This is a genomic window from Streptomyces sp. NRRL S-244, from assembly GCF_000717915.1.
In the GTDB taxonomy this organism is placed as follows: domain Bacteria; phylum Actinomycetota; class Actinomycetes; order Streptomycetales; family Streptomycetaceae; genus Streptomyces.
Map to the genome: position 1 here is coordinate 165,534 of NZ_JOCX01000008.1, position 23,709 is coordinate 189,242.

Annotated in this window: 24 protein-coding genes; 7 read left to right on the forward strand and 17 right to left on the reverse strand. The window is 72.2% G+C overall.

Annotated features, from left to right (window positions below; all coding sequences use genetic code 11):
- The first annotated feature begins 2 nt into the window (after positions 1-2).
- Together IF02_RS0111825 and IF02_RS0111830 are read left to right on the forward strand one after the other, a co-directional pair.
- On the forward strand, positions 3-872 hold the full coding sequence (locus tag IF02_RS0111825) for a deoxyribonuclease IV (protein WP_030156051.1): 870 nt from the start codon (positions 3-5) through the stop codon (positions 870-872).
- 86 nt (positions 873-958) lie between these two features.
- Positions 959-1,477: a DUF4396 domain-containing protein gene (locus tag IF02_RS0111830; protein ID WP_030156053.1), complete on the forward strand. Its 519-nt coding sequence runs from the start codon at positions 959-961 to the stop codon at positions 1,475-1,477.
- Between the two features lie 22 nt (positions 1,478-1,499).
- On the opposite strand, the gene IF02_RS0111835 is transcribed toward IF02_RS0111830, so the two are convergent.
- Positions 1,500-2,132 carry a sulfite oxidase-like oxidoreductase gene (locus IF02_RS0111835; RefSeq protein WP_030156054.1) on the reverse strand — a complete coding sequence of 211 codons (633 nt, stop codon included), beginning with the start codon at positions 2,130-2,132 and terminating at the stop codon, positions 1,500-1,502.
- Positions 2,133-2,334: 202 nt separating this feature from the next.
- Between IF02_RS0111835 and bfr the strand changes: the two genes are divergently transcribed.
- On the forward strand, positions 2,335-2,814 hold the full coding sequence (gene bfr, locus IF02_RS0111840) for a bacterioferritin (protein ID WP_030156056.1): 480 nt from the start codon (positions 2,335-2,337) through the stop codon (positions 2,812-2,814).
- A 43-nt stretch (positions 2,815-2,857) separates the two neighbouring features.
- Here the strand turns inward: bfr and IF02_RS0111845 are convergent, their stop codons facing one another.
- Entirely contained in the window at positions 2,858-3,097 is a 240-nt protein-coding gene (locus tag IF02_RS0111845; RefSeq protein ID WP_030863597.1) for a (2Fe-2S)-binding protein, read from the reverse strand.
- 168 nt (positions 3,098-3,265) lie between these two features.
- Positions 3,266-4,630: a class II 3-deoxy-7-phosphoheptulonate synthase gene (locus IF02_RS0111850; protein ID WP_420708131.1), complete on the reverse strand. Its 1,365-nt coding sequence runs from the start codon at positions 4,628-4,630 to the stop codon at positions 3,266-3,268.
- Between the two features lie 279 nt (positions 4,631-4,909).
- Here IF02_RS0111850 and IF02_RS0111855 point away from each other — a divergent pair, with 279 nt between their 5' ends.
- A complete protein-coding gene (locus tag IF02_RS0111855) occupies positions 4,910-6,829 on the forward strand; it encodes an anthranilate synthase family protein (protein ID WP_051696154.1) in 1,920 nt (639 codons plus the stop codon).
- 68 nt (positions 6,830-6,897) lie between these two features.
- Here IF02_RS0111855 and IF02_RS0111860 read toward each other — a convergent pair whose 3' ends face one another.
- The 5 genes from IF02_RS0111860 to IF02_RS0111880 form a co-directional block, all read right to left on the reverse strand.
- Complete coding sequence (locus IF02_RS0111860; RefSeq protein ID WP_030156063.1) at positions 6,898-7,191, reverse strand: hypothetical protein; 294 nt, start codon at positions 7,189-7,191, stop codon at positions 6,898-6,900.
- Positions 7,192-7,361: 170 nt separating this feature from the next.
- Positions 7,362-8,390: a 6-phosphofructokinase gene (locus IF02_RS0111865; protein ID WP_030156065.1), complete on the reverse strand. Its 1,029-nt coding sequence runs from the start codon at positions 8,388-8,390 to the stop codon at positions 7,362-7,364.
- A gap of 190 nt (positions 8,391-8,580) precedes the next feature.
- On the reverse strand, positions 8,581-9,225 hold the full coding sequence (locus IF02_RS0111870; RefSeq protein WP_051696177.1) for a response regulator: 645 nt from the start codon (positions 9,223-9,225) through the stop codon (positions 8,581-8,583).
- A gap of 44 nt (positions 9,226-9,269) precedes the next feature.
- A complete protein-coding gene (macS, locus tag IF02_RS0111875; protein WP_030156068.1) occupies positions 9,270-10,481 on the reverse strand; it encodes a MacS family sensor histidine kinase in 1,212 nt (403 codons plus the stop codon).
- Between the two features lie 40 nt (positions 10,482-10,521).
- Entirely contained in the window at positions 10,522-11,262 is a 741-nt protein-coding gene (locus tag IF02_RS0111880; RefSeq protein ID WP_030156070.1) for a lysophospholipid acyltransferase family protein, read from the reverse strand.
- Positions 11,263-11,422: 160 nt separating this feature from the next.
- On the opposite strand from IF02_RS0111880, the gene IF02_RS0111885 reads away from it, so the two are divergent.
- Together IF02_RS0111885 and IF02_RS0111890 are read left to right on the forward strand one after the other, a co-directional pair.
- Positions 11,423-12,202, forward strand: a complete 780-nt coding sequence (locus IF02_RS0111885) for an alpha/beta hydrolase (protein ID WP_030156072.1) — start codon at positions 11,423-11,425, stop codon at positions 12,200-12,202.
- Complete coding sequence (locus tag IF02_RS0111890; RefSeq protein ID WP_030156074.1) at positions 12,195-12,779, forward strand: hypothetical protein; 585 nt, start codon at positions 12,195-12,197, stop codon at positions 12,777-12,779. The genes IF02_RS0111885 and IF02_RS0111890 overlap by 8 nt, the downstream gene beginning before the upstream one ends.
- Before the next feature lie 124 nt (positions 12,780-12,903).
- Here the strand turns inward: IF02_RS0111890 and IF02_RS0111895 are convergent, their stop codons facing one another.
- The 6 genes from IF02_RS0111895 to IF02_RS0111920 form a co-directional block, all read right to left on the reverse strand.
- Entirely contained in the window at positions 12,904-13,659 is a 756-nt protein-coding gene (locus tag IF02_RS0111895; protein WP_030156076.1) for an endonuclease/exonuclease/phosphatase family protein, read from the reverse strand.
- A 59-nt stretch (positions 13,660-13,718) separates the two neighbouring features.
- Positions 13,719-14,660, reverse strand: a complete 942-nt coding sequence (locus tag IF02_RS0111900) for an ROK family glucokinase (RefSeq protein ID WP_030156078.1) — start codon at positions 14,658-14,660, stop codon at positions 13,719-13,721.
- Between the two features lie 61 nt (positions 14,661-14,721).
- Positions 14,722-15,201, reverse strand: coding sequence for a DUF5304 domain-containing protein (locus IF02_RS0111905; protein ID WP_030156079.1), 480 nt, complete (start codon positions 15,199-15,201; stop codon positions 14,722-14,724).
- 94 nt (positions 15,202-15,295) lie between these two features.
- A complete protein-coding gene (locus IF02_RS0111910) occupies positions 15,296-16,537 on the reverse strand; it encodes an ArsA family ATPase (RefSeq protein ID WP_030156081.1) in 1,242 nt (413 codons plus the stop codon).
- A 3-nt stretch (positions 16,538-16,540) separates the two neighbouring features.
- Positions 16,541-16,981, reverse strand: coding sequence for an SRPBCC family protein (locus tag IF02_RS0111915; RefSeq protein WP_030156083.1), 441 nt, complete (start codon positions 16,979-16,981; stop codon positions 16,541-16,543).
- A gap of 79 nt (positions 16,982-17,060) precedes the next feature.
- On the reverse strand, positions 17,061-17,843 hold the full coding sequence (locus IF02_RS0111920; RefSeq protein WP_030156084.1) for a metallophosphoesterase family protein: 783 nt from the start codon (positions 17,841-17,843) through the stop codon (positions 17,061-17,063).
- 229 nt (positions 17,844-18,072) lie between these two features.
- On the opposite strand from IF02_RS0111920, the gene IF02_RS0111925 reads away from it, so the two are divergent.
- On the forward strand, positions 18,073-19,869 hold the full coding sequence (locus IF02_RS0111925; protein ID WP_030156086.1) for an AMP-dependent synthetase/ligase: 1,797 nt from the start codon (positions 18,073-18,075) through the stop codon (positions 19,867-19,869).
- A 21-nt stretch (positions 19,870-19,890) separates the two neighbouring features.
- Here IF02_RS0111925 and IF02_RS0111930 read toward each other — a convergent pair whose 3' ends face one another.
- From IF02_RS0111930 to IF02_RS0111940, 3 genes are all read right to left on the reverse strand, one after another.
- Complete coding sequence (locus IF02_RS0111930; RefSeq protein ID WP_030156088.1) at positions 19,891-21,507, reverse strand: GMC oxidoreductase; 1,617 nt, start codon at positions 21,505-21,507, stop codon at positions 19,891-19,893.
- A 97-nt stretch (positions 21,508-21,604) separates the two neighbouring features.
- Positions 21,605-22,366, reverse strand: a complete 762-nt coding sequence (locus tag IF02_RS0111935; protein WP_030156090.1) for an SDR family NAD(P)-dependent oxidoreductase — start codon at positions 22,364-22,366, stop codon at positions 21,605-21,607.
- A 158-nt stretch (positions 22,367-22,524) separates the two neighbouring features.
- Positions 22,525-23,667, reverse strand: coding sequence for a glycosyltransferase family 4 protein (locus tag IF02_RS0111940; RefSeq protein WP_030156092.1), 1,143 nt, complete (start codon positions 23,665-23,667; stop codon positions 22,525-22,527).
- Positions 23,668-23,709 lie beyond the last annotated feature (42 nt).

Here is a 23,709-nt window from a genome sequence, read left to right on the forward strand (position 1 = left end):
GCATGGGTCAGGCAACGCGCAATCCCGTGGGCGGGCACGTCCCCGTCGCCGGCGGGCTCGCCTCGGTGGGGCTGACGTACGCGCGGGAGATGGGCGCCGAGGCCGTCCAGGTCTTCGTCGCCAATCCGCGCGGCTGGGCCACCCCGGTGGGGAACCCGGCGCAGGACGAGCTGTTCCGCAGCCAGTGCGCGCAGGAGTCGATCCCGGCGTACGTCCACGCCCCGTATCTGATCAACTTCGGCTCGCACACCGAGGCGACCGTCGAGAAGTCGGTGGAGTCGCTGCGGCACTCGCTGCGCCGCGGCCGGGAGATCGGCGCGCTCGGGGTCGTCGTGCACACCGGCTCGGCGACCGGAGGGCGCCCGCGCGAGGCGGCGTACGCGCAGGTCAGGGAGCACATGCTGCCGCTGCTGGACGAGCTGACGCACGACGACGACCCGTTCCTGCTGCTGGAGTCCACGGCCGGGCAGGGCTTCTCGCTGTGCTCGCGGACCTGGGACTTCGGTCCGTACTTCGAGGCGCTCGACCACCACCCGAAGCTCGGGATCTGCCTGGACACCTGCCACGTCTTCGCCGCCGGGCACGATCTGGCGGAGCCGGGCGGGACGAAGCAGACGCTGGACCTGCTGGTGGAGACGGTGGGCGAGGGGCGGCTGAAGCTGATCCACGCGAACGACTCGAAGGAGGGCGTGGGCTCCCACAAGGACCGCCACGCCAACATCGGGCAGGGCCACATCGGCCGGGACGCCTTCGCCGAGCTGTTCGCGCACCCCGCGATGGAGGGCGTCCCGCTGATCACCGAAACGCCGGGCGGGAAGGAGGGCCACGCGGCGGACGTGGCCCTGCTGAAGGAACTGCGCGAGCTTCACTGACCGCCGATCGCCGAGCGGAATACCCCTGGGGGGTATACGGTTCTGCTGTACGCAGGACCGTTATCCGGCGTCCCCAGGGGGTTCCGATGGAACACGCACACGACGAGCAGCACGCGGACCACCAGCACCACCAGCACCGGGACAACCACGCCGGCCACACCGGCCACGGCGGGGCGAGCTGGGCCATGGCCGCCAAGGCCACCCTCCACTGCCTCACCGGATGCGCCATCGGCGAGGTGCTCGGCATGGTCATCGGCACGGCACTGGGCTGGGGAAACGTTCCGACGATGATCCTGGCGATCGTCCTGGCGTTCTTCTTCGGCTACGCGCTCACCCTGCGCGGGATCCTCACCGCGGGCGTGGACCTGCGTACGGCCGTCCGGGTGGCGTTGGCGGCGGACACTCTTTCGATCGCCGTCATGGAGCTGATCGACAACGGGGTGATCGCACTCTGGCCGGGAGCGATGGACGCGCAGCTCTCGGAGGCGCTGTTCTGGATCGCGCTGGCGATCTCGCTCGCACTCGCCTTCGTGGTGACGACCCCGGTCAACAAGTGGCTGATCGGCCGCGGCAAGGGCCACGCGGTCGTCCACCAGTACCACTGAGGAGCCCCCGGGCGGACATCCCCTAGAGCTCGGGGCCGTCCCCCGGCTCCTCCTGGTACGAGTAGCGCTGCTCGCGCCAGGGGTCGCCGATGTTGTGGTAGCCGCGCTCCTCCCAGAAGCCGCGGCGGTCGGCGGTCATGTACTCGATGCCGCGGACCCACTTCGGGCCCTTCCACGCGTACAGGTGCGGCACCACGAGCCGTACCGGGAAACCGTGTTCGGCGGTGAGCAGTTCGCCGCCCTCGTGGGTGGCGAAGACGGTCCGGTCGGTGGCGAAGTCGGCCAGCCGCAGATTGGAGCTGAAGCCGTACTCGGCCCACACCATCACGTGCGTGACCTGCGGCGACGGCGGCGCCAGGGCGAGTATGTCGCGGGCGAGGACCCCGCCCCACTCGGCGCCCGGCATGCTGAACTTCGTCACGCAGTGCAGGTCCGCCACGACCGATTCGAACGGCAGGGCCGCGAACTCCTCGTGGTTCCAGCAGTGCTTCTCACCGTCGGCGGTGGCCCCGAAGACGCGGAACTCCCAGCGGTCCGGCTTGAACTTGGGGACCGGGCCGTAATGGGTGACCGGCCAGCCGCGCTGCAGCCGCTGCCCCGGAGGAAGCTCCAGTTGCTCTGCTCCCGGAGATTCCCGGCTTTCCGGCTGACCCATGCCTCCATGGTGACAGACGCGGCAGGGTGGTCACGACCAGGTATGCCCCTATACGGGCAAGTCCTGTCAACTCACACTAAGGAGGCACTTACTGGACGACCCCCTGCGGCGGTGCAAGGATGCGCGCACTCCCCCAGTCACGGCTGGGGCGATACCCCCAGCCCCGTCACGTAGCTGACATTGCCTGGAAGGAGCCTCTGCGATGCAGGGCGACCCCGAGGTCCTCGAGTTTCTGAACGAGCAGTTGACCGGCGAGCTCACGGCGATCAACCAGTACTGGCTCCACTACCGGATCCAGGACAACAAGGGTTGGACGAAGCTCGCGCACTACACCCGTGCCGAGTCCATCGACGAGATGAAGCACGCGGACAAGATCACCGAGCGCATCCTGATGCTGGACGGGCTGCCGAACTACCAGCGGCTCTTCCACGTACGGGTCGGCCAGACCCTGACGGAGATGTTCCAGGCGGACCGGCAGGTCGAGGTCGAGGCCATCGACCGCCTCAAGCGCGGGATCGAGGTGATGCGCGGCAAGGGCGACGTGACCTCGGCGCGGCTCTTCGAGGACATCCTGGCGGACGAGGAGCACCACATCGACTACCTCGACACCCAGCTGGAGCTCATCGAGAGCATCGGGGAGCCGCTCTACATCGCGCAGCAGATCGAGCAGCCGGAGAGCTGAGCCCCGCCCGAACCCGGCCCGGCCCAGCCCCGGCGTACGCGCCTTACGCGGCTTCCGCGAGCTCCGGGTCGGCGGCCAGCACGGCGGCCGCGTTGCCCTTCTCCAGCAGCTCCCGGCGCGGGCAGGCCCCGCGGCCCAGGATGCCCTGGATGGTGCGTACGCAGGATCCGCAGTCTGTGCCGGCCTTGGTGACCGAGGCGATCTGGCGAGGGGTGCAGGCCCCGGCGGCCGCGTGGTCCTTGACCTGCTTGTCGGTGATCCCGAAGCAAGAGCAGACGTACACGCGGTTCACCTCCCTGACAGGAATGGTCTCTACAGCCATCCCGTATTCGGTGAGGCTTACCTAACCGTACCCAAAGCGAGGCTTACCCAAAAGCCCTGGAAACGACTGTGGGGCACGGATCACATCGATCCGTGCCCCACAGTCGTAGGTACCTACGTACTGATCGGCTTACTGGTCGCGGTACATCTCGGCGACCAGGAAGGCCAGGTCCAGGGACTGGCTGCGGTTGAGCCGCGGGTCGCAGGCCGTCTCGTAGCGCTGGTGCAGGTCGTCGACGAAGATCTCGTCGCCGCCGCCCACGCACTCGGTGACGTCGTCACCGGTGAGCTCGACGTGGATGCCGCCCGGGTGGGTGCCCAGGGCCTTGTGCACCTCGAAGAAGCCCTTGACCTCGTCGAGCACGTCGTCGAAGCGGCGCGTCTTGTGGCCGGAGGCCGCCTCGAAGGTGTTGCCGTGCATCGGGTCGGTGACCCAGGCGACGGTCGCGCCCGAGGCCGTGACCTTCTCGACCAGCTCGGGGAGCTTTTCGCGGACCTTGTCGGCGCCCATGCGGACGACGAAGGTCAGCCGGCCCGGCTCGCGCTCGGGGTCCAGGCGGTCGATGTACGTCAGCGCCTCGTCCACGGTGGTGGTCGGGCCGAGCTTGATGCCGAGCGGGTTGGCGATCTGCGAGCAGAACTCGATGTGCGCGTGGTCCAGCTGGCGGGTGCGCTCACCGACCCACACCATGTGGCCCGAGGTGTCGTACAGCTTCCCGGTGCGGGAGTCCGTACGGGTCAGCGCGCCCTCGTAGTCGAGCAGCAGCGCCTCGTGGGAGGCGTAGAACTCGACGGCCTTGAACTCGGCCGGGTCGGTGCCGCACGCCTTCATGAAGTTCAGCGCGTTGTCGATCTCCCGCGCGAGCTGCTCGTAGCGCTGCCCGGAGGGGGAGGACTTCACGAAGTCCTGGTTCCAGGCGTGCACCTGGCGCAGGTCCGCGTAACCACCGGTGGTGAAGGCGCGCACCAGGTTCAGCGTCGACGCGGACGCGTGGTACATGCGCTTCAGCCGCTCGGGGTCCGGGATCCGGGCCTCTTCGGTGAAGGCGAAGCCGTTGACGGAGTCGCCGCGGTAGGTCGGCAGGGTGACGCCGTCGCGGGTCTCGGTGTCCTTGGAGCGCGGCTTGGAGTACTGGCCGGCGATGCGGCCGACCTTGACGACGGGCACGGAGGCCGCGTACGTCAGGACGGCACTCATCTGGAGCAGCGTCTTCAGCTTGGCGCGGATGTGGTCGGCCGACACGGCGTCGAAGGCCTCGGCACAGTCGCCGCCCTGCAGCAGGAACGCCTCGCCCTTGGCGACGGCTCCCAGACGGGCGCGCAGCTGGTCGCACTCGCCCGCGAAAACGAGCGGAGGATACGACTCGAGGTCCGCGACGACAGCGCGCAGTGCCTCGGCATCGGGGTACGAAGGCTGCTGCGCCGCGGGAAGGTCTCGCCAGGTCGCCTTGGCGGCGGGGGCTTGGGTTTCAGCGTTCACGGTCACCTCGTACACATTACGGCGTCTTACGCCACGTCCAGCCCGGTGCCCACTCCGTGAGACGGGTGTCTCTGCGGACGCGTGGCGCTCGCAGGCGGGCTCGCGGGTGGGCTATCGTCGGCGGCATGTACGCGCACTCGAACCAGAACTGGTGGTGGCCCGCTCCCGGCGGCCCACTTCTCGCGCGTACCCACTGACACGCACGACGCGAAGGCCGCCCGAGGGGCGGCCTTCGGCGTTTCCGGGCCCGGCCGCTCCTCCTTCACCCCGCTTCACGGAGAAGGACGCCACCCCATGCAACCCAGCAGCTCCAGCAGTAGCACCAGCAGCACCACGCCCGACCCGCTCCGCCGCCTGCTCGACGACGGGTCCTGCCCGCCGTTCGCCCTGCTGCGCCGCCGGACCCCCGGCCGCGACCACGACACCGTCGAGGTGCTGATCGGCCCGGTGCACGAGGCCGGGCGCCTCGCCGACCTGCCCGTACGGGAGCTGCCCACCCTCGCTCTCGTCCCCTTCCGGCAGATCCGCGAGCGCGGGTTCGACGTACGCGACGACGGCACGCCGCTGGCCGTGCTGACCGCCGAGGAGGCGTACGAGATCCCGCTCGCGCAGGCGCTAGCCGCGCTGCCGGACCACCCGGTGCGGGTCGAGGGCGGCGGCTTCGACGTGCCCGACGAGGAGTACGCGGCCACCGTCGGGCGCGTGATCCGGGACGAGATCGGCCGCGGCGAGGGGGCGAACTTCGTCATCCGGCGCACGTACGAGGGCCGGATCGAGGGCTTCGGGCGGGCCGACGCGCTCGCGCTGTTCCGGCGGCTGCTGGTGGGCGAGCGGGGCGCGTACTGGACGTACGTCGTCCATACCGGGGACCGCACGCTGGTCGGGGCCAGCCCGGAGGTACACGTACGGATGTCCGGCGGCACCGTGGTGATGAACCCGATCAGCGGGACGTACCGCCATCCGGCCGGGGGCCCGACCGCCGAGTCCCTCCTCGCCTTCCTCGGCGACCGCAAGGAGACCGAGGAGCTGTCCATGGTCGTGGACGAGGAGCTCAAGATGATGTGCGCGGTCGGCGACCGGGGCGGGGCCGTCGTCGGGCCCCGGCTGAAGGAGATGGCGCACCTCGCGCACACCGAGTACGAGCTGCGCGGCCGGTCCTCGCTGGACGTGCGCGAGGTACTGCGCGAGACGATGTTCGCGGCGACGGTGACGGGGTCGCCGGTGGAGAACGCCTGCCGGGTGATCGAGCGGTACGAGGCGGGCGGGCGCGGCTACTACGCGGGGGCGCTGGCCCTGCTGGGCGTGGACGCCTCGGGGTCCCAGACGCTGGACTCGCCGATCCTGATCCGGACCGCGGACATCGCCGCGGACGGCGCGCTGCGGGTGCCGGTGGGGGCGACGCTGGTGCGGCACTCGGACCCGGCGGGCGAGGTCGCGGAGACGCACGCGAAGGCGGCGGGGGTGCTGGCGGCGCTCGGGGTCCGTCCGGCGGCGCCGCGGGCGGCCTTCGAGGGGGCGCGGCTCGGGGAGGACCCCCGGGTCCAGGCGGCGCTGGCGGCCCGGCGGGCGGACCTGGCCCCGTTCTGGCTGCGGATGCAGGAGCGGCCGGCGGCCGTGACCGGCCACGCCCTGGTGGTGGACGGCGAGGACACCTTCACGGCGATGCTGGCGCACGTGCTGCGGGTGACGGGGCTGGAGGTGACCGTACGCCGCTACGACGATCCCGGGCTGCGGAAGGCGGCCCGGTCGTGGACCGGCCCGATCGTCCTGGGCCCGGGGCCGGGGAACCCGGCGGACGCCGCCGACCCGAAGATGCGGATGCTGCGCGCACTGGCCGGCGAACTGCTCGCGGGACACCGGCACGGCCTGCTCGGCGTCTGCCTGGGCCACGAGCTGCTGGCGGCCGAACTGGGCCTGCCGCTGATCCGCAAGGCGGAGCCGGCGCAGGGGGCGCAGACCCGGATCGACTTCTTCGGCAGTGAGGAGGTGGTGGGCTTCTACAACACGTACACGGCGCACTGCCCCGACGGGGCGGCCGCCCGCTTGTCCGGCCGGGGCGTGGAGATCTCCCGCGACCCGGCAACGGGTGAGGTCCACGCGCTGCGGGCCCCCGCCTTCGCGGGAGTCCAGTTCCACCCGGAGTCCATCCTGACGCTGAACGGCCCGGCCCTGCTCCGCGACCTCCTGCTCGGCATGGCACCGGCCGCGGTCTAGGCCCGGCCCGGCCGCGCGGAGCCGCCCGGCCCGGCCGTCCGGCGTGGCGGCTCCGCGCAGCGGGGTCGTTACGCCGGGGTCGTCCTACCGGGCTTGCCGCGGCGGGCCGCGAGGCTCCGGACCAGCTGCCAGGTCAGGATCGGGCCCAGGACCGCCAGGCCGGCGAGGAGCGCCGGGAGGTTCCCGAAGGCCAGCGCCAGCGTCACCGGGACGCCCACCGCCGGGTCCGCGAAGGCCAGCCAAGGGTCCACCCGCTCCCCCGGCCGGGATCGGAGCGCGGGCCGCAGGGCCCGTACGGCGTACACGAACTGTGCAGCGGCGGCGGCCAGCAAGAGCCAGCGGGCCGCGGAAGGTATGTCCACAGGGGCGAATCTAGGCCCTGTGACCGCGCCGCGCGCATGGCCGCAGTCTGAACGCGGGGCGAACTCGCGTCACCAGGTCCGCCGACGTGAACGGACCATGGGCCGTTTCGTCACTTTGCGTCCGATACGACCCACGGCCCGCGCACCCGCCCCGGCTCACCCGCTCCGGGTCAGCCGAAGAACACCCCGACCTCCTTGTACAGCGCCGGGTCCACCGTCTTCAGCTTCGCCGTCGCGTCCGCGATCGGCACCCGCACGATGTCCGTCCCCTTCAGCGCGACCATCTTCCCGAAGTCGCCGTCGTGCACGGCGTCGATCGCGTGCAGTCCGAACCGCGTCGCCAGCCACCGGTCGAACGCGCTCGGCGTGCCGCCGCGCTGGATGTGCCCGAGCACCGTGGTCCGGGCCTCCTTGCCGGTCCGCGCCTCGATCTCCTTGGCCAGCCACTCCCCCACTCCCGACAGCCGGACGTGCCCGAACGAGTCGGTGGTGGCGTCCTTCAGCACCATCTCCCCGTCCTTGGGCATGGCCCCCTCCGCGACCACCACGATCGGCGCGTAGCTCGCCTTGAACCGGGAGGTCACCCACGCGCACACCTGGTCCAGGTCGAAGCGCTGCTCCGGGATGAGGATGACGTTGGCGCCGCCCGCCAGCCCCGAGTGCAGGGCGATCCAGCCGGCGTGGCGGCCCATCACCTCCACGACGAGCACCCGCATGTGCGACTCGGCCGTGGTGTGCAGCCGGTCGATGGCCTCCGTGGCGATGCCCACCGCCGTGTCGAAGCCGAAGGTGTAGTCGGTGGCCGACAGGTCGTTGTCGATGGTCTTCGGGACGCCGACGCACGGGATGCCGAACTCCCCGTACAGCTTGGCGGCCACGCCCAGGGTGTCCTCGCCGCCGATCGCGACGAGGGCCTCGACCTCGTACTTGGCGAGGTTCTCCTTGATCTGCCGGACCCCGTTCTCCTGCTTGAACGGGTTGGTCCGCGAGGAGCCGAGGATGGTGCCACCGCGCGGCAGGATGCCGCGGACGGCGGGGATGCCGAGCGGGACCGTGTCGCCCTCGATCGCACCGCGCCAGCCGTCCTTGAACCCGACGAAGTCGCACCCGTACTCCTGTACGCCCTTGCGGACGACGGCCCGGATGACCGCGTTGAGACCGGGGCAGTCGCCGCCGCCCGTCAGCACTCCGACCTTCATGGAATCTCCCTTCGCCACAGGGCCCACCGAGCCCGCATGACGGTCACGCTAGTGGTGACTCAGGTCACAGCAAGGGCCCGGGAAGGGTCAATTCCGGTGGAATCACGGAGCGTTGCCTCTCCCCGTTCACTCGTACGAGGACGTCCGTACGACGCACGAGCGCGACGTACGAGACGGCGGACGTCCCCCGCTACGCGTCGTCGAGGCCGCGCTCTATCGCGTACCGGACGAGCTCGACCCGGTTGTGCAGCTGGAGCTTGCCGAGGGTGTTCTGCACGTGGTTCTGCACCGTGCGGTGCGAGATGACGAGGCGCTCCGCGATCTGCTTGTACGAGAGCCCCTTGGCCACCAGCCGCAGCACCTCGGTCTCCCGGTCGGTCAGCTGGGGGACCTTCGGCTCGTCGGGGGCGGCGGGCGCCGGGTCGGTCGCCAGTCGCCGGTACTCGCCGAGCACCAGCCCGGCCAGGCCCGGGGTGAACACCGGGTCGCCGGCCGCGGTGCGGCGCACGGCGTCGATCAGCTCCTGGGCGCCCGCGGACTTCAGCAGGTACCCGGTGGCCCCGGACTTCACCGCTTCCAGGACGTCGGCGTGCTCCCCGCTCGCGGACAGCACCAGGACGCGCAGCGCGGGGTTGGCGCCGACGAGCTCCTTGCAGACCTGCACGCCGGGCATGCCCGGCAGGTTGAGGTCGAGGACCAGGACGTGCGGGGCGGCCGGGACCGCCCGGCGGACGGCCTCGGGGCCGTCGCCGGCCGTGGCGACCACGTCGAAGCCCGCGGCGGCGAGGTCGCGGGCGACCGCGTCCCGCCACATCGGGTGGTCGTCGACGACCATCACCTTGATCTCGTGCGGCTGCGGCTGCGGCTCGGCGGTCTGGCTCACTGGGTTCTCCCCCTCGGTACTTTCAGTTCCACTTCGGTGCCCTGTCCGGGGACGGACACCAGCTCGGCGCTGCCGCCGAGGTCCCGCAGCCGGCCGCGGATGGACAGAGCCACGCCCATCCGGCCCTCGCCCTCGGCCTGGTCGAGCCGGCCCGCCGGGATGCCCGGGCCGTCGTCGCGGACGGTCACGATCACCTCGTCGCCCCAGTCCTCGACCAGGATCCACGCCCGGGCCCCGTCCCCGGCGTGCTTGCGCACGTTGTCGAGGGCGGCCCCGACGGCCGCGGCCAGCTCCTTCGCCGCGGGCACCGGCAGCGGCACCGGCGTACCCGGCTCGGCGAAGCTGACCCGGGATCCGGCGTGCGGCGCGAGCAGGCACCGCAGGTCCAGCTCGCCCTCGTCGGCGCCGGGCTCCTCCACCTCGTACGTGTCCACCAGCGCGCCGAGCGACTCGTCCCGGGAGATCTGGGAGGTGGGCATCAGCCCGCTGGAGACCAGGGTGCGCAGCGCCACCTCCTGCTCCCCGGCCATCCGGCCGAGCTCGGCGGCCTCGCCGCCCAGCTCGGTGCCGCGCCGCTGGACCATGGCGAGGACCTGGAGGACCCCGTCGTGGATGTCGCGGGCGAGCCGCTCGCGCTCGCGGGTGGCGGCCTCGATCTCCAGGGCCCGTGCCAGGGTGGCCTCACTGGCCCGGGCGACCTCGACGACGTACCCGATGGCTATGGAGGCGACCCAGACCAGCAGCACGTTGTGCAGGGTGTCGCGGGTGGGCTCGCCGCCGTGGACGACGATGTTGGCCACGGCGACGAAGGTCGAGGCGAAGCCCGCCCAGCGCCAGCCGCCCTTGATGGCGAAGGCGAGGACGGAGCCCGCCGTCCAGATGGAGGGGAGGGTGGGGCCGCCGCCGGCGATCCGCGCGTGGGTGTCCGCGAGCGGGGTGAGCAGGATGCCGACGAGCGCGACGGTGAGGTCGGCGCCGAGGAAGCGCTTGGTGCAGCTGGCCGCGTTCGCCACCCGGCGGTGGGTCGCCAGGGTCCAGGCGGCGAGTACGGCGAGGTAGCCGGCCGCGACCCAGGGCCGGTCGAAATGCCGGTACGCCGAGGCGAACAGCAGGCCCGCGTAGACCACGGTGATCAGCCGGTAGGCGGTCAGCGCCCGCCACAGCGGCTGCTCGACCGACATGCGCACGACACGCTCGCGTTTCGCCATCTCCCCCACCCCGTGCGGGCGATGCCGCCCCGATCGTGCTCTACTCCGCGGCCTTGTCGTTCTTGTCGGCGTGCTTCTCGGCGGCGGCCCTGGCGGCCTTCTCGGCCTTCTCCGCGTCGGCGATCTGCCGCTTGGCGGCCGTCGCGTAGATGTCGACGTACTCCTGGCCGGAGAGCTTCATGATCTCGTACATGACCTCGTCGGTCACCGAGCGCAGGATGAAGCGGTCGCCGTCCATGCCGTGGTAGCGGCTGAAGTCCAGCGGCTTGCCGATCCGGATGCCGGGGCGCATCAGCTTGGGGACGACCTTGCCGGGCGGCTGGATCTTCTCCGTGTCGATCATCGCCACGGGGATCACGGGTGCCCCGGTGGCCAGGGCCACGCGGGCCAGTCCGCCGGGCTTGCCGCGGTAGAGGCGGCCGTCGGGTGAACGGGTCCCCTCGGGGTAGATACCGAAGAGCTCCCCGCGCTCGATGACCTCGATGCCGCTCTTGATCGCGGCCTCGCCCGCGCCGCGCGCACCGGAGCGGTCCACGGGGAGCTGGCCGACGCCCTTGAAGAAGGCGGCCGTCAGCTTGCCCTTGACGCCCGGGGAGGTGAAGTACTCCGCCTTCGCGATGAAGGTGACCTTCCGGTCCAGCACGGCCGGCAGGAAGAAGGAGTCCGAGAAGGACAGGTGGTTGCTCGCGAGGATCGCCGGCCCCTCGGCGGGAATGTTCTCGAGGCCCTCCACCCACGGCCTGAAGGCGAGCTTCAGGGACCCCCCGATGGAGAACTTCATTGCGCCGTAGATCAACTCGAAAGCCTTCCTGTGTCTGTCGAACAGACCATATCCCCTGGCTCGGGGCGGAGGGGGCGACGACCCTGGTCGGTGTCACCCCCGTCGCGTACGGTGAAGTCACACAGCGCTACGCACCCCCCACCCGTCGAAGGAGACCCTGGTGCCCGTCCTCCCTGGAGCCGAGCCGTTCCGCCACGAGGGCGGAGAGGTCGGTGTCCTCCTCTGCCACGGCTTCACCAGTACCACTCAGTCCATGCGCCCGTGGGCGGAGTACCTGGCGGGGCGGGGTCTGACGGTCTCCGTGCCGCTGCTGCCCGGGCACGGGACGCGGTGGCAGGACATGCAGCTCACCGGCTGGCAGGACTGGTACGCCGAGGTGGACCGGGCGCTGCGGGAGCTGCTGGAGCGGTGCACGCAGGTGTTCGTCTTCGGGCTGTCGATGGGCGGGGCGCTGACCCTGCGGCTGGCGGCCCGGCACGGGGACGCCGTGCGCGGCATCGTCCTGGTCAACCCGGTCAACAAGATCAACGACCCGATGGCCTTCGCGCTTCCGGTCGCGCAGCACTTCCTGCGGTCCACTCCGGGCATCGCGAGCGACATCGCCAAGCCGGGGGTCGACGAGGTCGGCTACACCCGGGTCCCGACCCGGGCCGCGAACTCGCTGCGGCAGTTCCTGAGGCTGGTCGACACCGAGCTGCCGCAGGTCACGCAGCCGGTACTGCTGCTGCACAGCGTGCAGGACCACGTCGTGAACCCGGCCGACTCCGCGCGGATCCTCTCGCGGATCTCGTCGACGGACGTCACCGAGACCCTGCTGGAACAGAGCTACCACGTCGCGACGTTGGACCACGACGCGGAGCAGATCTTCGCGGACAGTTATGCGTTCGTCGGGCGGCTCGCGGAGAGCGTCGGCAGGGAGGGGGCGGCCAGCGGTGGCTGAGCACGAGGAGTCCCCGGGGGGTGTCCCCCCGCTGGACGAGGAGGCGGCCTGGGCGGCGATCGTCGCCGGGTACGGCCAGGAGCCGCCGGACCCGCCGGGGGCGAGGCCGTTCCGGCCGATCGAGAACCTGATGCTGCCGGAGGAGGACGTGGAGCCGGAGCCTCCGGCTGCGTCGTCCGCGGAGCCGTCCAAGGAGTCGCCGGCGGAGCCTCCGCCGGCGCCGACGGTGCTGGGGAGCTCGGTGGTGTTCGCGCCGGGGGTGGGTGTCGGCGGTACGGGGCCCGGGAGCGGACCCCGCGACCACACGCCGGCGGAGCCGGACGAGAAGGACGAGGGGCACTTCGTCCCCCCGGAGCCGGAGCTGCCGCCCGCGGACACGACGGCGAAGTTCGCGTGGCTGGCGGTGGTGGGCGGGCCGGTGCTGCTGCTGGTGGCAGTGCTGCTCCAGTGGGACATGACCTGGTGGCTCACGACGCTGGGGATCGGCGGGTTCCTGGGCGGGTTCGCGACGCTCGTCGCGCGGATGTCGCAGGGCGATGACGACGATGACGATCCGGGCCGCGGAGCCGTGGTCTGACCCTTCTTGACGCGCCGCTGCCTTCCCGACGCGCCGCTGCGTCGGACTGCGTCCGACGGGCTGGGGGCGGGGCCCCGGTGGGCCCCGCCGTGATCCGCCGTGATCCGCCGTGATCCGCCGGAGGCTAGCGGGGAGCCGGTAGGCGGAGGGTGGCCAGGACCGGGAGGTGGTCCGTGGCGGCGTGCAGGTCCCGGGGGGTGACCCCGGGCAGGCCCTCGGGGACTCCGCAGGCCAGCACCTCCACCCCCGGCGAGGCGAAGACGGCGTCGATCCGCCGGTCCGGCGCCGCCGCCGGGAAGGTGCGCTCACCGCCCCACGGGGACACCGCCCAGCAGTCCCGCAGGCTCTCGGTGAGGCGCCCGTAGGCCGGCCCGCCAGGGGTCTCGTTCACATCCGCCGCCACGATCGCATGCGGCGCCTCCAGCGACGCGGCCCGCTGTGCGAGCAGTCCCGCCTGCACGGTCCGCTCCGCCCGGTCCAGGGACAGGTGCGCGCTGACGACCCCGACCCGCGCGGCCCCGAACCGGACCACCGCCGTGGCGAAGCCCCGCCGGTGCAGACCGGGCGTACGGGGCAGCAGGACGTCCTCCGTCCGCTCCACGAAAGCCCGTAGCGAGCACATGAGCAGCGGGCCCGCGGCCGTGGCGCCCCCGCTCAGCACCACCAGGTCCGTCTTCGCGGCCAGCCGCGCGGCGTGCTTGCGCCAGCGGAAGAACCGCGGGGCCTCCTGGATGAAGACCAGGTCGGGGGCGCAGGCGCGGATCACCCGGGCCAGCGCCTCCTCGTCGTCCCGCATGGAGCGGATGTTGTAGCTGAGGGCTCGGATCACCGCGGAACCGTCGGGTTCCGTCACAGAGTTCGGCAGCATGGACGGCAACATAGCCAGACTGCCCGCCGCGCCACAGAGGGCGCGGCGGGCAGTTCGGACAACAGCCGGTGTCAGCCCTGGCGGGCCAGGTCCGCCGCGCCCACGAGCCCGGCCTTGCCGCCGAGCTGCGCGGCCAGTACCTGCGCGTGCGGGCGCCAGGCGCCGCCGACCAGCCAGCGCTTGAAGGACTTGCGGATCGGGTCGAGGACGAGGTCGCCCTCGTCGGAGACCCCGCCGCCGACGATGAACGCCGACGGGTCGAAGAGCGAGGCCAGGTCGGCCAGGCCCGCGCCCGCCCAGCGGGCCAGCTCGCGGAAGGCGTCGATGGCGACCAGGTCACCGGCCCGCGCCGCCTCGCTGATGTGCTTGCCCTCGATGCCGTCGGGGGTGCCGTCGCCGAGCGCGAGCAGGGCCACCGCGTTCTCGGGGGTGGCGTTGGCGCGCTGCTTCGCGTACCGGACGAGCGCGCGGCCGGAGGCGTACTGCTCCCAGCAGCCCTGGCTCCCGCACCCGCACAGCAGGCCGTCCGGGACCACCCGGATGTGCCCGAACTCGGCGGCCACGCCGAAGCGTCCGCGGCGCAGCTTGTTGCCGATGATGATGCCGCCGCCCAGGCCCGTGCCGAGCGTGATGCAGATGACGTCGTCGTGGCCCTGGCCGGCGCCGAAGCGGTACTCGCCCCAGGCGGCGCAGTTCGCGTCGTTCTCGACGACGACCGGAAGGCCGATGCGCTGCTCGACCTTGTCCTTGAGCGGTTCGTGGCGCCAGTTGATGTTCGGCGCGAAGAGCACGGTCGCGCGCTTGTCGTCCACGTATCCGGCGGCGCCGATGCCGACGGCCTCGATGGTGTGGTTGCTGCTGACTTCGGACACTGCGGCGCAGATCGCGTCCGTCACTCCGTCCGCGGTCGGCGGGGTGGGCACCTTGTACGTCTCAAGGATGGTGCCCTCTTCGTCGACCACGCCGGCCGCGATCTTCGTGCCGCCGATGTCGACGCCGATGGTGAGTCCCATTAGTCCCTCGGTTTCCGGTCAAACCCCGCCACGGCCAACGGTACCCGAGGGCAGCGGGGTCTCAGTCGAGATCGATCCGCTGCGTCGGACCGCTCCCGCCCTCGTCGCGCGGGTCCGAATGGTCGCCGGAGGGGCGGTCGGAGGGAGTGCCGGGGGCGGGCTCGTCGCGGGTCCAGCGGCGCTCGTGGCCCTCGACGGCCGAGCGGTACGCGGCGAGCAGCTCGGAGCCGGCGGCCGCGAGGTGGTCGAAGACCTCGGGGTTGCGCTCGACGACGGGCTTGGCGGCGGCCTTCGCCTGGTTGACGAACTGGCGTACGGCGCCCTGGGCGGCGGCGCCGAGCAGCGGGTTGTTCAGCCCGGACACCTTGTCGGCGACGGCCTCGAACAGCTTGAACAGCTCCTCGGAGGCGGTCCCGGTGCTGCTCCCGGCGCCCGCGCCGCCCTGGCGGGCCCTGCGGCGCTCCTGCTCCGCGGCGAGGTCCTCGGCGCAGGCCTTGGCCCAGGCGTCGTCGTCGGTGGGACGGTCGGTGGCCTCGCTCATGGCGGACTCTCCTGCGGCAGCTGCTGGGCGTGCGGTACGTACTACCTTCGACGGTACCCGAACGGGGGTACCCGGTTCAGGGCCTGCGCGCCGTTCAGGGCCTGCGCGGCCACAGGTCCGGGTCCGGCGTGAAGCGGATCCGGAGCACCCCGTCGGCGAGGGCGGCGCCGGACACCGTGCAGCGGCGCAGCGCCGAGGGCAGCGGAACGATCCTGCGGTACGGGCCCGCCGCGAGCAGCAGCTCGTCGCCGCGCCGGATCAGGTCGAGGTCCCGCTTGTGGGCGCCGGGCAGCGGCACCACCCAGACGAGTACCCCGTCGTCGGCGAGCCTGTCCTCGACCACCCACGCGCGGCGGGAGCGCGCCCGGTCCTCGGAGGCCCCCGGAACGAGCCCCTCCGCCCCGGCCAGGCAGATCAGGTCCTCCGGCCCCGCGGGGTCCCGCCCGAGGTGGCCGAGCGGCAGCACGGGCACGTCCCCGGCCGACCCGGCCCCCGCCGACCCGGCCCCCGCCCACTGGGCGGCGTACTTCTCCTGCTGGGCGGCGAGCCCGGCCAGCCAGGGGTCGGGCGAGCCCTGCGGCAGCATCCGGTTGGCGACGATCGAGCCGACCGGGAGCTGTTCGAGCGCGAGGCCGAGCAGCCCGGTCCGCAGCGCGGCGTCGGCGCCCGGTCCCGGCTCGGCGACGATCCGCAGCGAGGTGGCGGCGTCCTCCACGACGGCCTGGACGGCGGCCAGCTCCTCGTCCCAGCGCGCGGCGGCCTCGTACAGCCACTGCGCGGGCATGGGTACGCCGGCCAGCTGGGCCAGTACGGGCCGCAGGGCGCGGGCCGCCTGCCGCTCGGCCGGGAGCAGCCGGGCCAGGTAGCGGCGCAGCTGGGCGGGGAGGGCGAGGGTGGCCACGGCCTGGTGGAGCGGGGGCAGGTCGACGACGACGAGGTCGGTGCCGGGGGCGGCGGCGGCCCGGCGCAGCGCGCGCAGCAGGGCGAACTGCCCGGCGCCGGGCAGCTCGGTGAGCTCCTCGGCCCCGAGCGGACGGGCCCCGACCATGCCGAGGAGGGCCGATCCGCGCTCCTGGAGGGCGACGAGCTCCTCGCGGAACTCCTCGCCGGAGTCCACGCGGGCCACGAGCACCCCGGCGGCCGGTACGGCGGCCAGCCCGGGCGCGGCTTCGACGGGCTCGCCCGCCGGTTCCCCGACCAGTGCGGCCAGGGGATCCCCGGGGTCTTGCGAGAGCAGCAGCACCCGCTGCCCGGTCCGCGCGGCGGCGACGGCGGTGGCCGCGGCCACGGTGGTCCGGCCGGCCCCGCCGGGACCGGTGATCAGCAGGATGCGCATGGATCAGGCCGACTCGACGCGCTTCTTCAGGCCCGCGAGGGCGCGGTCGATGATGACCTTCTCGGCCTTGCGCTTGATCATGCCGAGCATCGGGATCTTGACGTCGACGGTCAGCTGGTAGGTGACCTCGGTGCGCGTGCCGCCTTCCAGCGGGGCGAGCCGGTAGGAGCCGTCGAGCTGGCGCAGCATCTGCGACTTGTCGAGGGTCCAGCTGACCTCGTCCGCGCCCTTCCAGGTGTAGGCGAGGGTGTGGTCGTCCTTGATCGCGCCCGCGTCGAGCAGCAGCCGGACCTTCTCGGCGCGGCCCTCGGCGTCGGTGGCCAGTACCTCGGCCTCCTTCACCTCGCCGGTCCACTCGGGGTAGCGCGCGAAGTCGGCGATCACGGCCATCACGTCGGCCGGCGCCGCATCGATCGTGATGCTCGAGCTGGTGTGTTCGGCCATGGCGGTCGCCCCTCCAGGGAGTTTTCGAGGAAGTGTGCGGCCTGCGGCCGCCGCGTGCAGGCTACCGTGCGTGCGGAGGTCACCACTCCATGGCCCAGGGCCTTCCGGTGGCGGCGAAGTGCCCGACGTTCACGCACTCCGTGGCGCCGATCCGCATCCGCCGCGCCAGCGGCTGGTGCACGTGCCCGAACAGGGCGTACCGCGGCCTGGTCCGCCGGATCGCCGCGAGCAGGGCCTCGCTGCCCCGCTCGAACCGGCGCGCGACCGTGTCGTAGCAGAGCTCCGGCACCTCCGGCGGGATGTGCGAGCACAGCACGTCGACTTCGCCGAGCGCCTCGACCTTGGCGGCGTACTCCTCCTCGTCCACCTCGTACGGGGTGCGCATCGGGGAGGGCAGTCCGCCGCCGACGAAGCCGAAGACGCGGCCGCCGATCTCCACCCGCTGTCCGTCGAGGACGGTGGTGCCGGGTCCGGCGTACTCGGCCCACAGACCCGGGATGTCGACATTGCCGTAGGTGGCGTACGTGGGCTGCGGGAACGCGGCGAACATCTCGGCGTACTGGCGGCGCACCGCGCCCTCGATCAGCTGTTCCCGGTCCAGCCCGGCCCACAGCCGGCGTCCGAGGTCGCGCGCCTCCTCGAAACGGCGCTCGGTGCGCAGCTCGACGATCCGGTCGGCGTTCTCGATGCCGAACAGGTCGGGGAAGATGCCGCGCGAGTGGTCGGCGTAGTCGAGGAAGAGCACGAGGTCACCGAGGCAGATCAGCGCGTCGGCGCCGTCTCCGGCCCGGGCGAGCGCTTCGGCGTTGCCGTGGACGTCGCTGACGACGTGGACTCTCGTACTGCTCTTCCTGCCACCCATGCGCCCCACCCTAGGGGGGCTTGGGTGCGGCGGGTAGAGGAACCTTCACAGGCTGCCTACCTGCGGTTACTTCCGAGTCGTCAACGGGGTCGACTACTGTCGGCATGGCACGGCCGCGTCATGTGACGCACGGAACATCTGGCCGGTTCCCTCTATCCGGAACCCACTACCGGTGGGTAACGTCCGGTCGGTCCACATGGTGGCGATGGCGCCCAGAGGAGCAGCAGTCTTGCGCGAGTTCAGCCTTCCGGCCCTGTACGAGGTCCCGTCGGACGGGAACCTGACGGATCTCATCCGCCGCAATGCCGCGCAGCATCCCGACACCGCCGTCATGGGCCGCAAGGTCGACGGCGGCTGGCAGGACGTGACGGCGACCGAATTCCTCGCCGAGGTGCGCGCCGCCGCCAAGGGCCTGATCGCGGCCGGCATCCGGCCGGGCGACCGCGTCGCCCTGATCTCGCGCACCCGCTACGAGTGGGTGCTCCTCGACTTCGCGATCTGGAGCGCGGGCGGCGTCACCGTCCCCGTGTACGAGACCAGCTCGCCCGAGCAGATCCAGTGGATCCTCGGCGACTCCGGCGCCGTCGCCGTGATCGTCGAGAGCCCGGCGCACAGCGCGGCCGTGGCCTCGCTGCGCGACCGGCTGCCGGAACTGCGCGAGGTCTGGGAGATCGAGCAGGGCGCGCTCGCGGCGCTGAACGCCGCAGGCGCCGAGGTCACCGACGCCGAGGTCGACGAGCGCAGTTCGCTCGCGAACGCCGACGACCCGGCCACCATCGTCTACACCTCGGGCACCACCGGCCGTCCCAAGGGCTGCGTGCTGACCCACCGCAACTTCTTCGCCGAGTGCGGCAACGTGGTGGAGCGCCTGAGCCCGCTGTTCCGCACCGGCGAGTGCTCCGTGCTGCTCTTCCTGCCCGCCGCGCACGTCTTCGGGCGCCTGGTGGAGGTGGCGGCCGTACTGGCGCCGATCCGCCTGGGCTGCGTACCGGACATCAAGAACCTCACCGACGAGCTGCAGTCCTTCCGGCCCACGCTGATCCTCGGCGTACCGCGCGTCTTCGAGAAGGTCTACAACTCGGCGCGCGCCAAGGCCCAGGCCGACGGCAAGGGCAAGATCTTCGACGCGGCGGCCGAGACGGCCATCGCGTACAGCCGGGCGCTGGACGCCCCGGGCGGCCCGTCCTTCGGCCTGAAGCTGAAGCACAAGGTCTTCTCGAAGCTGGTCTACAGCAAGCTGCACACGGTCCTCGGCGGGCGCGGCGAGTACGCGATCTCCGGCGGCGCCCCGCTGGGCGAGCGGCTCGGCCACTTCTTCCGCGGCATCGGCTTCACGGTCCTGGAGGGCTACGGCCTGACGGAGTCGTGCGCGGCCACCGCGTTCAACCCGTGGGACCGGACGAAGATCGGTACGGTCGGCCAGCCGCTGCCGGGCTCCGTGGTGCGCATCGCCGACGACGGCGAGGTGCTGCTGCACGGCGAGCACATCTTCAAGGAGTACTGGAAGAACGAGACGGCGACCGCCGAGGCGCTGACCGACGGCTGGTTCCACACCGGCGACGTCGGCACCCTCGACGAGGACGGCTACCTCGCGATCACCGGGCGCAAGAAGGAGCTCATCGTCACGGCGGGCGGCAAGAACGTGGCCCCCGCGGTGATCGAGGACCGGATCCGGGCGCACGCGCTGGTCGCGGAGTGCATGGTGGTCGGCGACGCGCGGCCGTTCGTGGCCGCACTGGTCACCATCGACGAGGAGTTCCTGGGCCGCTGGGCCGCGGAGCACGGCAAGCCGGCCGGGGTCACGGCGGCGGAGCTGCGCGAGGACGCGGACCTCATCGCCGCCGTCCAGCAGGCCGTGGACGACGGCAACGCGGCGGTTTCCAAGGCGGAATCGGTGCGGAAATTCCGCATTCTGCCCTCCCAGTTCACGGAGGAGTCGGGTCACATCACGCCTTCGCTGAAGCTGAAGCGGAATGTGGTGGCGAAGGACTTCGCGGACGAGATCGAGGCCCTGTACCGGGGCTGAGGCCGGCCGCCCGGCCGCCGTCTAGCGCGGGTCCTGCGAGAGGATCCGCGCCATGTTCCGCTCGGCGAGCGCGGTGATGGTGACGAACGGGTTCACCCCGAGTGAGCCCGGGACGAGGGAGCCGTCGACCACGTACAGCCCCTGGTAGCCCTTGGCGCGGCCGTAGTTGTCGGTCGCGTCGCCGAGGACGCAGCCGCCGAGCGGGTGGTACGTGAAGTTGTCGGCGAAGTTCCTGTTGTCGCCGAACAGGTCGTACCGGTAGATCGTGAAATTGGCCCGGTTGATCCGGTCGAAGAGGTTCTTGGCGGCCTGGACCGACGGGGTGTTCTGGTCGCGGCGCCAGTTGAGCCGCGCCGAGTCGGTGGCCGCGTCGTACGTGAAGTGCCCGCGCTCGGGGTTCTTGGTGATGGCCAGGTACATCGAGATCCAGTGCTCGAAGCCCATCGGCAGCGGGGCGATCTCGGCGAACACCGGGTTGGCGGCGTTGTCCCAGTCGTCGATGCCCAGGGCGGGCATGGTGGCCTGGTTGCAGCCGACCGTGTCCCACAGGTGGTTGGCCCGGGCGGTCATGATGTTGCCGTTGTGGCCCCAGCCCAGCCCGACCTTCTCGCTGAGCGCGGGCAGGGTGCCCCGCTCGCGGGCGCGCAGCAGGATCTCGGTGGTGCCGAGGCTGCCGGCGCCGAGGAAGAGCTGTTTGCAGCCGAGCTCCCTGACCTGGGTGACCCTTCCCGTCAGATCGCTGGTCTGGACGGTGAGCACGTAGCCGCCGTCCGGGTCCTGGCGCACGCCGACGACGCGCTGCATGGTCTCGATGGTGACGTTGCCGGTGCCGATCGCGGCCGCGAGGTAGGTCTTGTCGACGCTCTTCTTGCCGAAGTTGTTGCCGTAGATGACCTCGCCGGCCAGCGCCGAGCGGGTGGCGGTGCCGGCGGCCTCGCGCTGCATGTACGAGAAGTCGTACACGTTGGGCACGAAGGTGGTCTTCAGGCCGGTGTTCTGGGCGTGCTTGCGGGAGATCCGGGCGAACCTGTACCACTCCGTGGACTCGAACCAGCCCGGGTCGATGTCGTTGACGCCGAGCATCGCGCGGGCGCGCGGGTAGTACGTGCCGTACATCTCGTCGGCGTCGACCTGGGGCAGCACCTCGGAGAAGTAGGAGCGCCGGGGCGTCGGGGCCATGCCGCCGTTGACGAGGGAGCCGCCGCCGACGCCGCGGCCGACGTAGACGGACATGTCGCCGTGGTTCACGCGGTCGAGGACGCCGGGGTAGGGGCTGATGTCGCGGTTGACGACGTCCAGCCACAGGAACTGGGCGAGCGGGGCCTCGGTGCGGGTGCGGAACCACATGGAGCGCTGGTCGGGCGCGGAGGTGGAGGGGAAGACCTTGCCGTCCGGGCCGGGGGTGTTCCAGAGCCGGCCCATCTCCAGGACGACGGTCCGTACGCCGGCCTGCCCGAGCCGGAGGGCGGCGACGGCCGAGCCGTAGCCGGAGCCCACGACGATGGCGGGGGCGTACTGGACGGCGGGGGGCTCGGCCGCGGCGGCCGATGGGAGCCCTATGCGGGTGAAGCCGAGGGCTGCGGCGGTCTGGAGGGCGCCGATACCCAGGAAGTGACGGCGCGTCAGCTGAGGTGTCATGGCCGCATCATGGGCGGAATCGGGCCGTCCACCCAGAGGCGGTGTTGACAGACATCTGAGGAACAGTCAGACGTGGCGGAGGATCACGCGCCCCGCCTCACACCTGTTCGGTCGGCAGGACCACCATCTCCGCCACCGCGACCCGCGACGGCCGCGTGACGCCGTAAACGATCGCGTCCGCGATGTCCTGCGCCTCCAGCCGCTCGATCCCCCCGAACATCTGCTCCAGCGCCTGCTGCATCTCCGGGGAGTTGTGCCCGCGCAGCTCGGTGTCCACGGCGCCGGGCTCGACGACGCAGACCCGCACGTGCTGCGGCGCCAGCTCCTGGCGCAGGGCTTCGCTGAAGGCGGTCACTCCGAATTTGGTGGCGCAGTACGCCGTGGCCGTGGCCACGGCCCGGCGGCCCGCCAGGGAGGACACGTTGACGATGTCGGCCACCTGCCGGCGGCCGTCCCCGGCGGCGCTGACGAGGTGCGGAAGGGCCGCGTGGGTGGTGTGCATCAGGGCGGTCAGATTGACGTCCACCGTCCGCTTCCAGTCGGCGACGGGCGACTCGGAGGCGTACCCGAGGAGCATCAGACCCGCATTGTTGACCAGGGTGTCGAGGCGCCCGAGCTCCTTGACCGTACGCTCCACCACGCGCGCGGCCTCGGCCTCCTCCGCGATGTCGGCGGGCAGGACGAGCGCGGTGCCGCCGCCGGCCTCGATCTGGGCCGCCAGTTCCGTGAGCCGCTCCGCGCGCCGTGCGGTGAGCGCGACGGTGGCGCCCTTTCCGGCGAGCGTCAGGGCGGCAGCCCGGCCGATCCCGCTCGAAGCACCGGTCACCAGGGCCACGGTGCCGCGCAGCACGTCGTCCATCGTCCTCACCACTCCTCGCCGGCGCGCCGCGGTCGGGCACGTCCGCAGACATGCCTTCCGTGTCGGGCGGCGCGTGCACGGCCGCGCCGCCGACCCGCCCGGGTCGGCGTAATGGCGCGGCGGGGGCGGTCGGCGGCGGGCCCGTCCGCCCCTGTCGGTCAGAGCAGCTCGCGCAGGCGGTCGGCCAGCAGGTCCCAGCGCCACTTCTCCTCGACCCAGGCGCGGCCCCGCTCCCCCATGCGGCGGCGCAGCTCCGGGTCCCGGAGCAGGGCGATCACGCGGTCCGCAGCGTCCTCGGGGACTCCGCCCCGGACCACCCAGCCGGTCTCGCCCTCCAGCACCGCGTCCGGCGCCCCGCCCGAGTCGCCCGCGACCACCGGCAGGCCGGTCGCCGAGGCCTCCAGGTAGACGATGCCGAGGCCCTCCACGTCCAGCCCGCCCCGCCGGGTCCGGCACGGCATCGCGAAGACGTCCCCGGCGCCGTAGTGCGCGGGCAGTTCGGACCACGGGACGGCGCCCGTGAAGACCACCGAGTCCGCGACCCCGGCGGAGACGGCCAGCGCCCGCAGGTCCGCCTCGTACGGGCCCCCGCCGACCACCAGCAGTACGGCGTCCGGCACCGCGGCCAGGATCCGCGGCATCGCCTCGATCAGCGTGTCCTGCCCCTTGCGCGGGACCAGCCGCGAGACGCAGACCACCACCGGCCGGTCCGACAGGCCCAGCCGGGCCCGGATCTCCGCGCCGCCCGACCCGGGGTGGAAGGTCTTCTCGTCCACCCCCGGCGGGAGTTGCACCATCCGCGCCGCCGCCCTGTCCGTCAGCGCCGAGGCGATCCGCGAGCGCGTGTACTCGCCCAGGTACGTCAGCGTGTCCGTGCCCTCGCCGATCCGGCGCAGCAGCTGCCGCGCCGCCGGCAGCTGCGCCCAGCCCGCCTCGTGCCCGTGGGTGGTGGCCACGATCCGCCTGGCCCCGGCCCGGCGCAGCGCCGGGCCCATCAGCCCCAGCGGGGCGGCCGCCCCGAACCACACCGACTCGCAGCCGTGCTCGCGCAGCAGCCCGACCGCCCGCCGGGTCACCCGCGGGGTCGGCAGCAGCATCGTCGTACGGTCGCGCACGACCTGGAACGGCTGCTCGGCGTCGAAGGCGGCGGTGGCCTCGCGGCCCTCCGCGCCGTGCTTCCAGGTGGAGGCGTAGACGACGATCCGGTCGGGATCCAGCCGCAGTGCCATGTTGTGCAGGAAGGCCTGGATGCCGCCCGGTCGCGGCGGGAAGTCGTTGGTCACGATCAGCGTCTTGTGCATCGCCTGCCGACAGTACCGGACGCCCCCGCGCGCGCCCCCGCC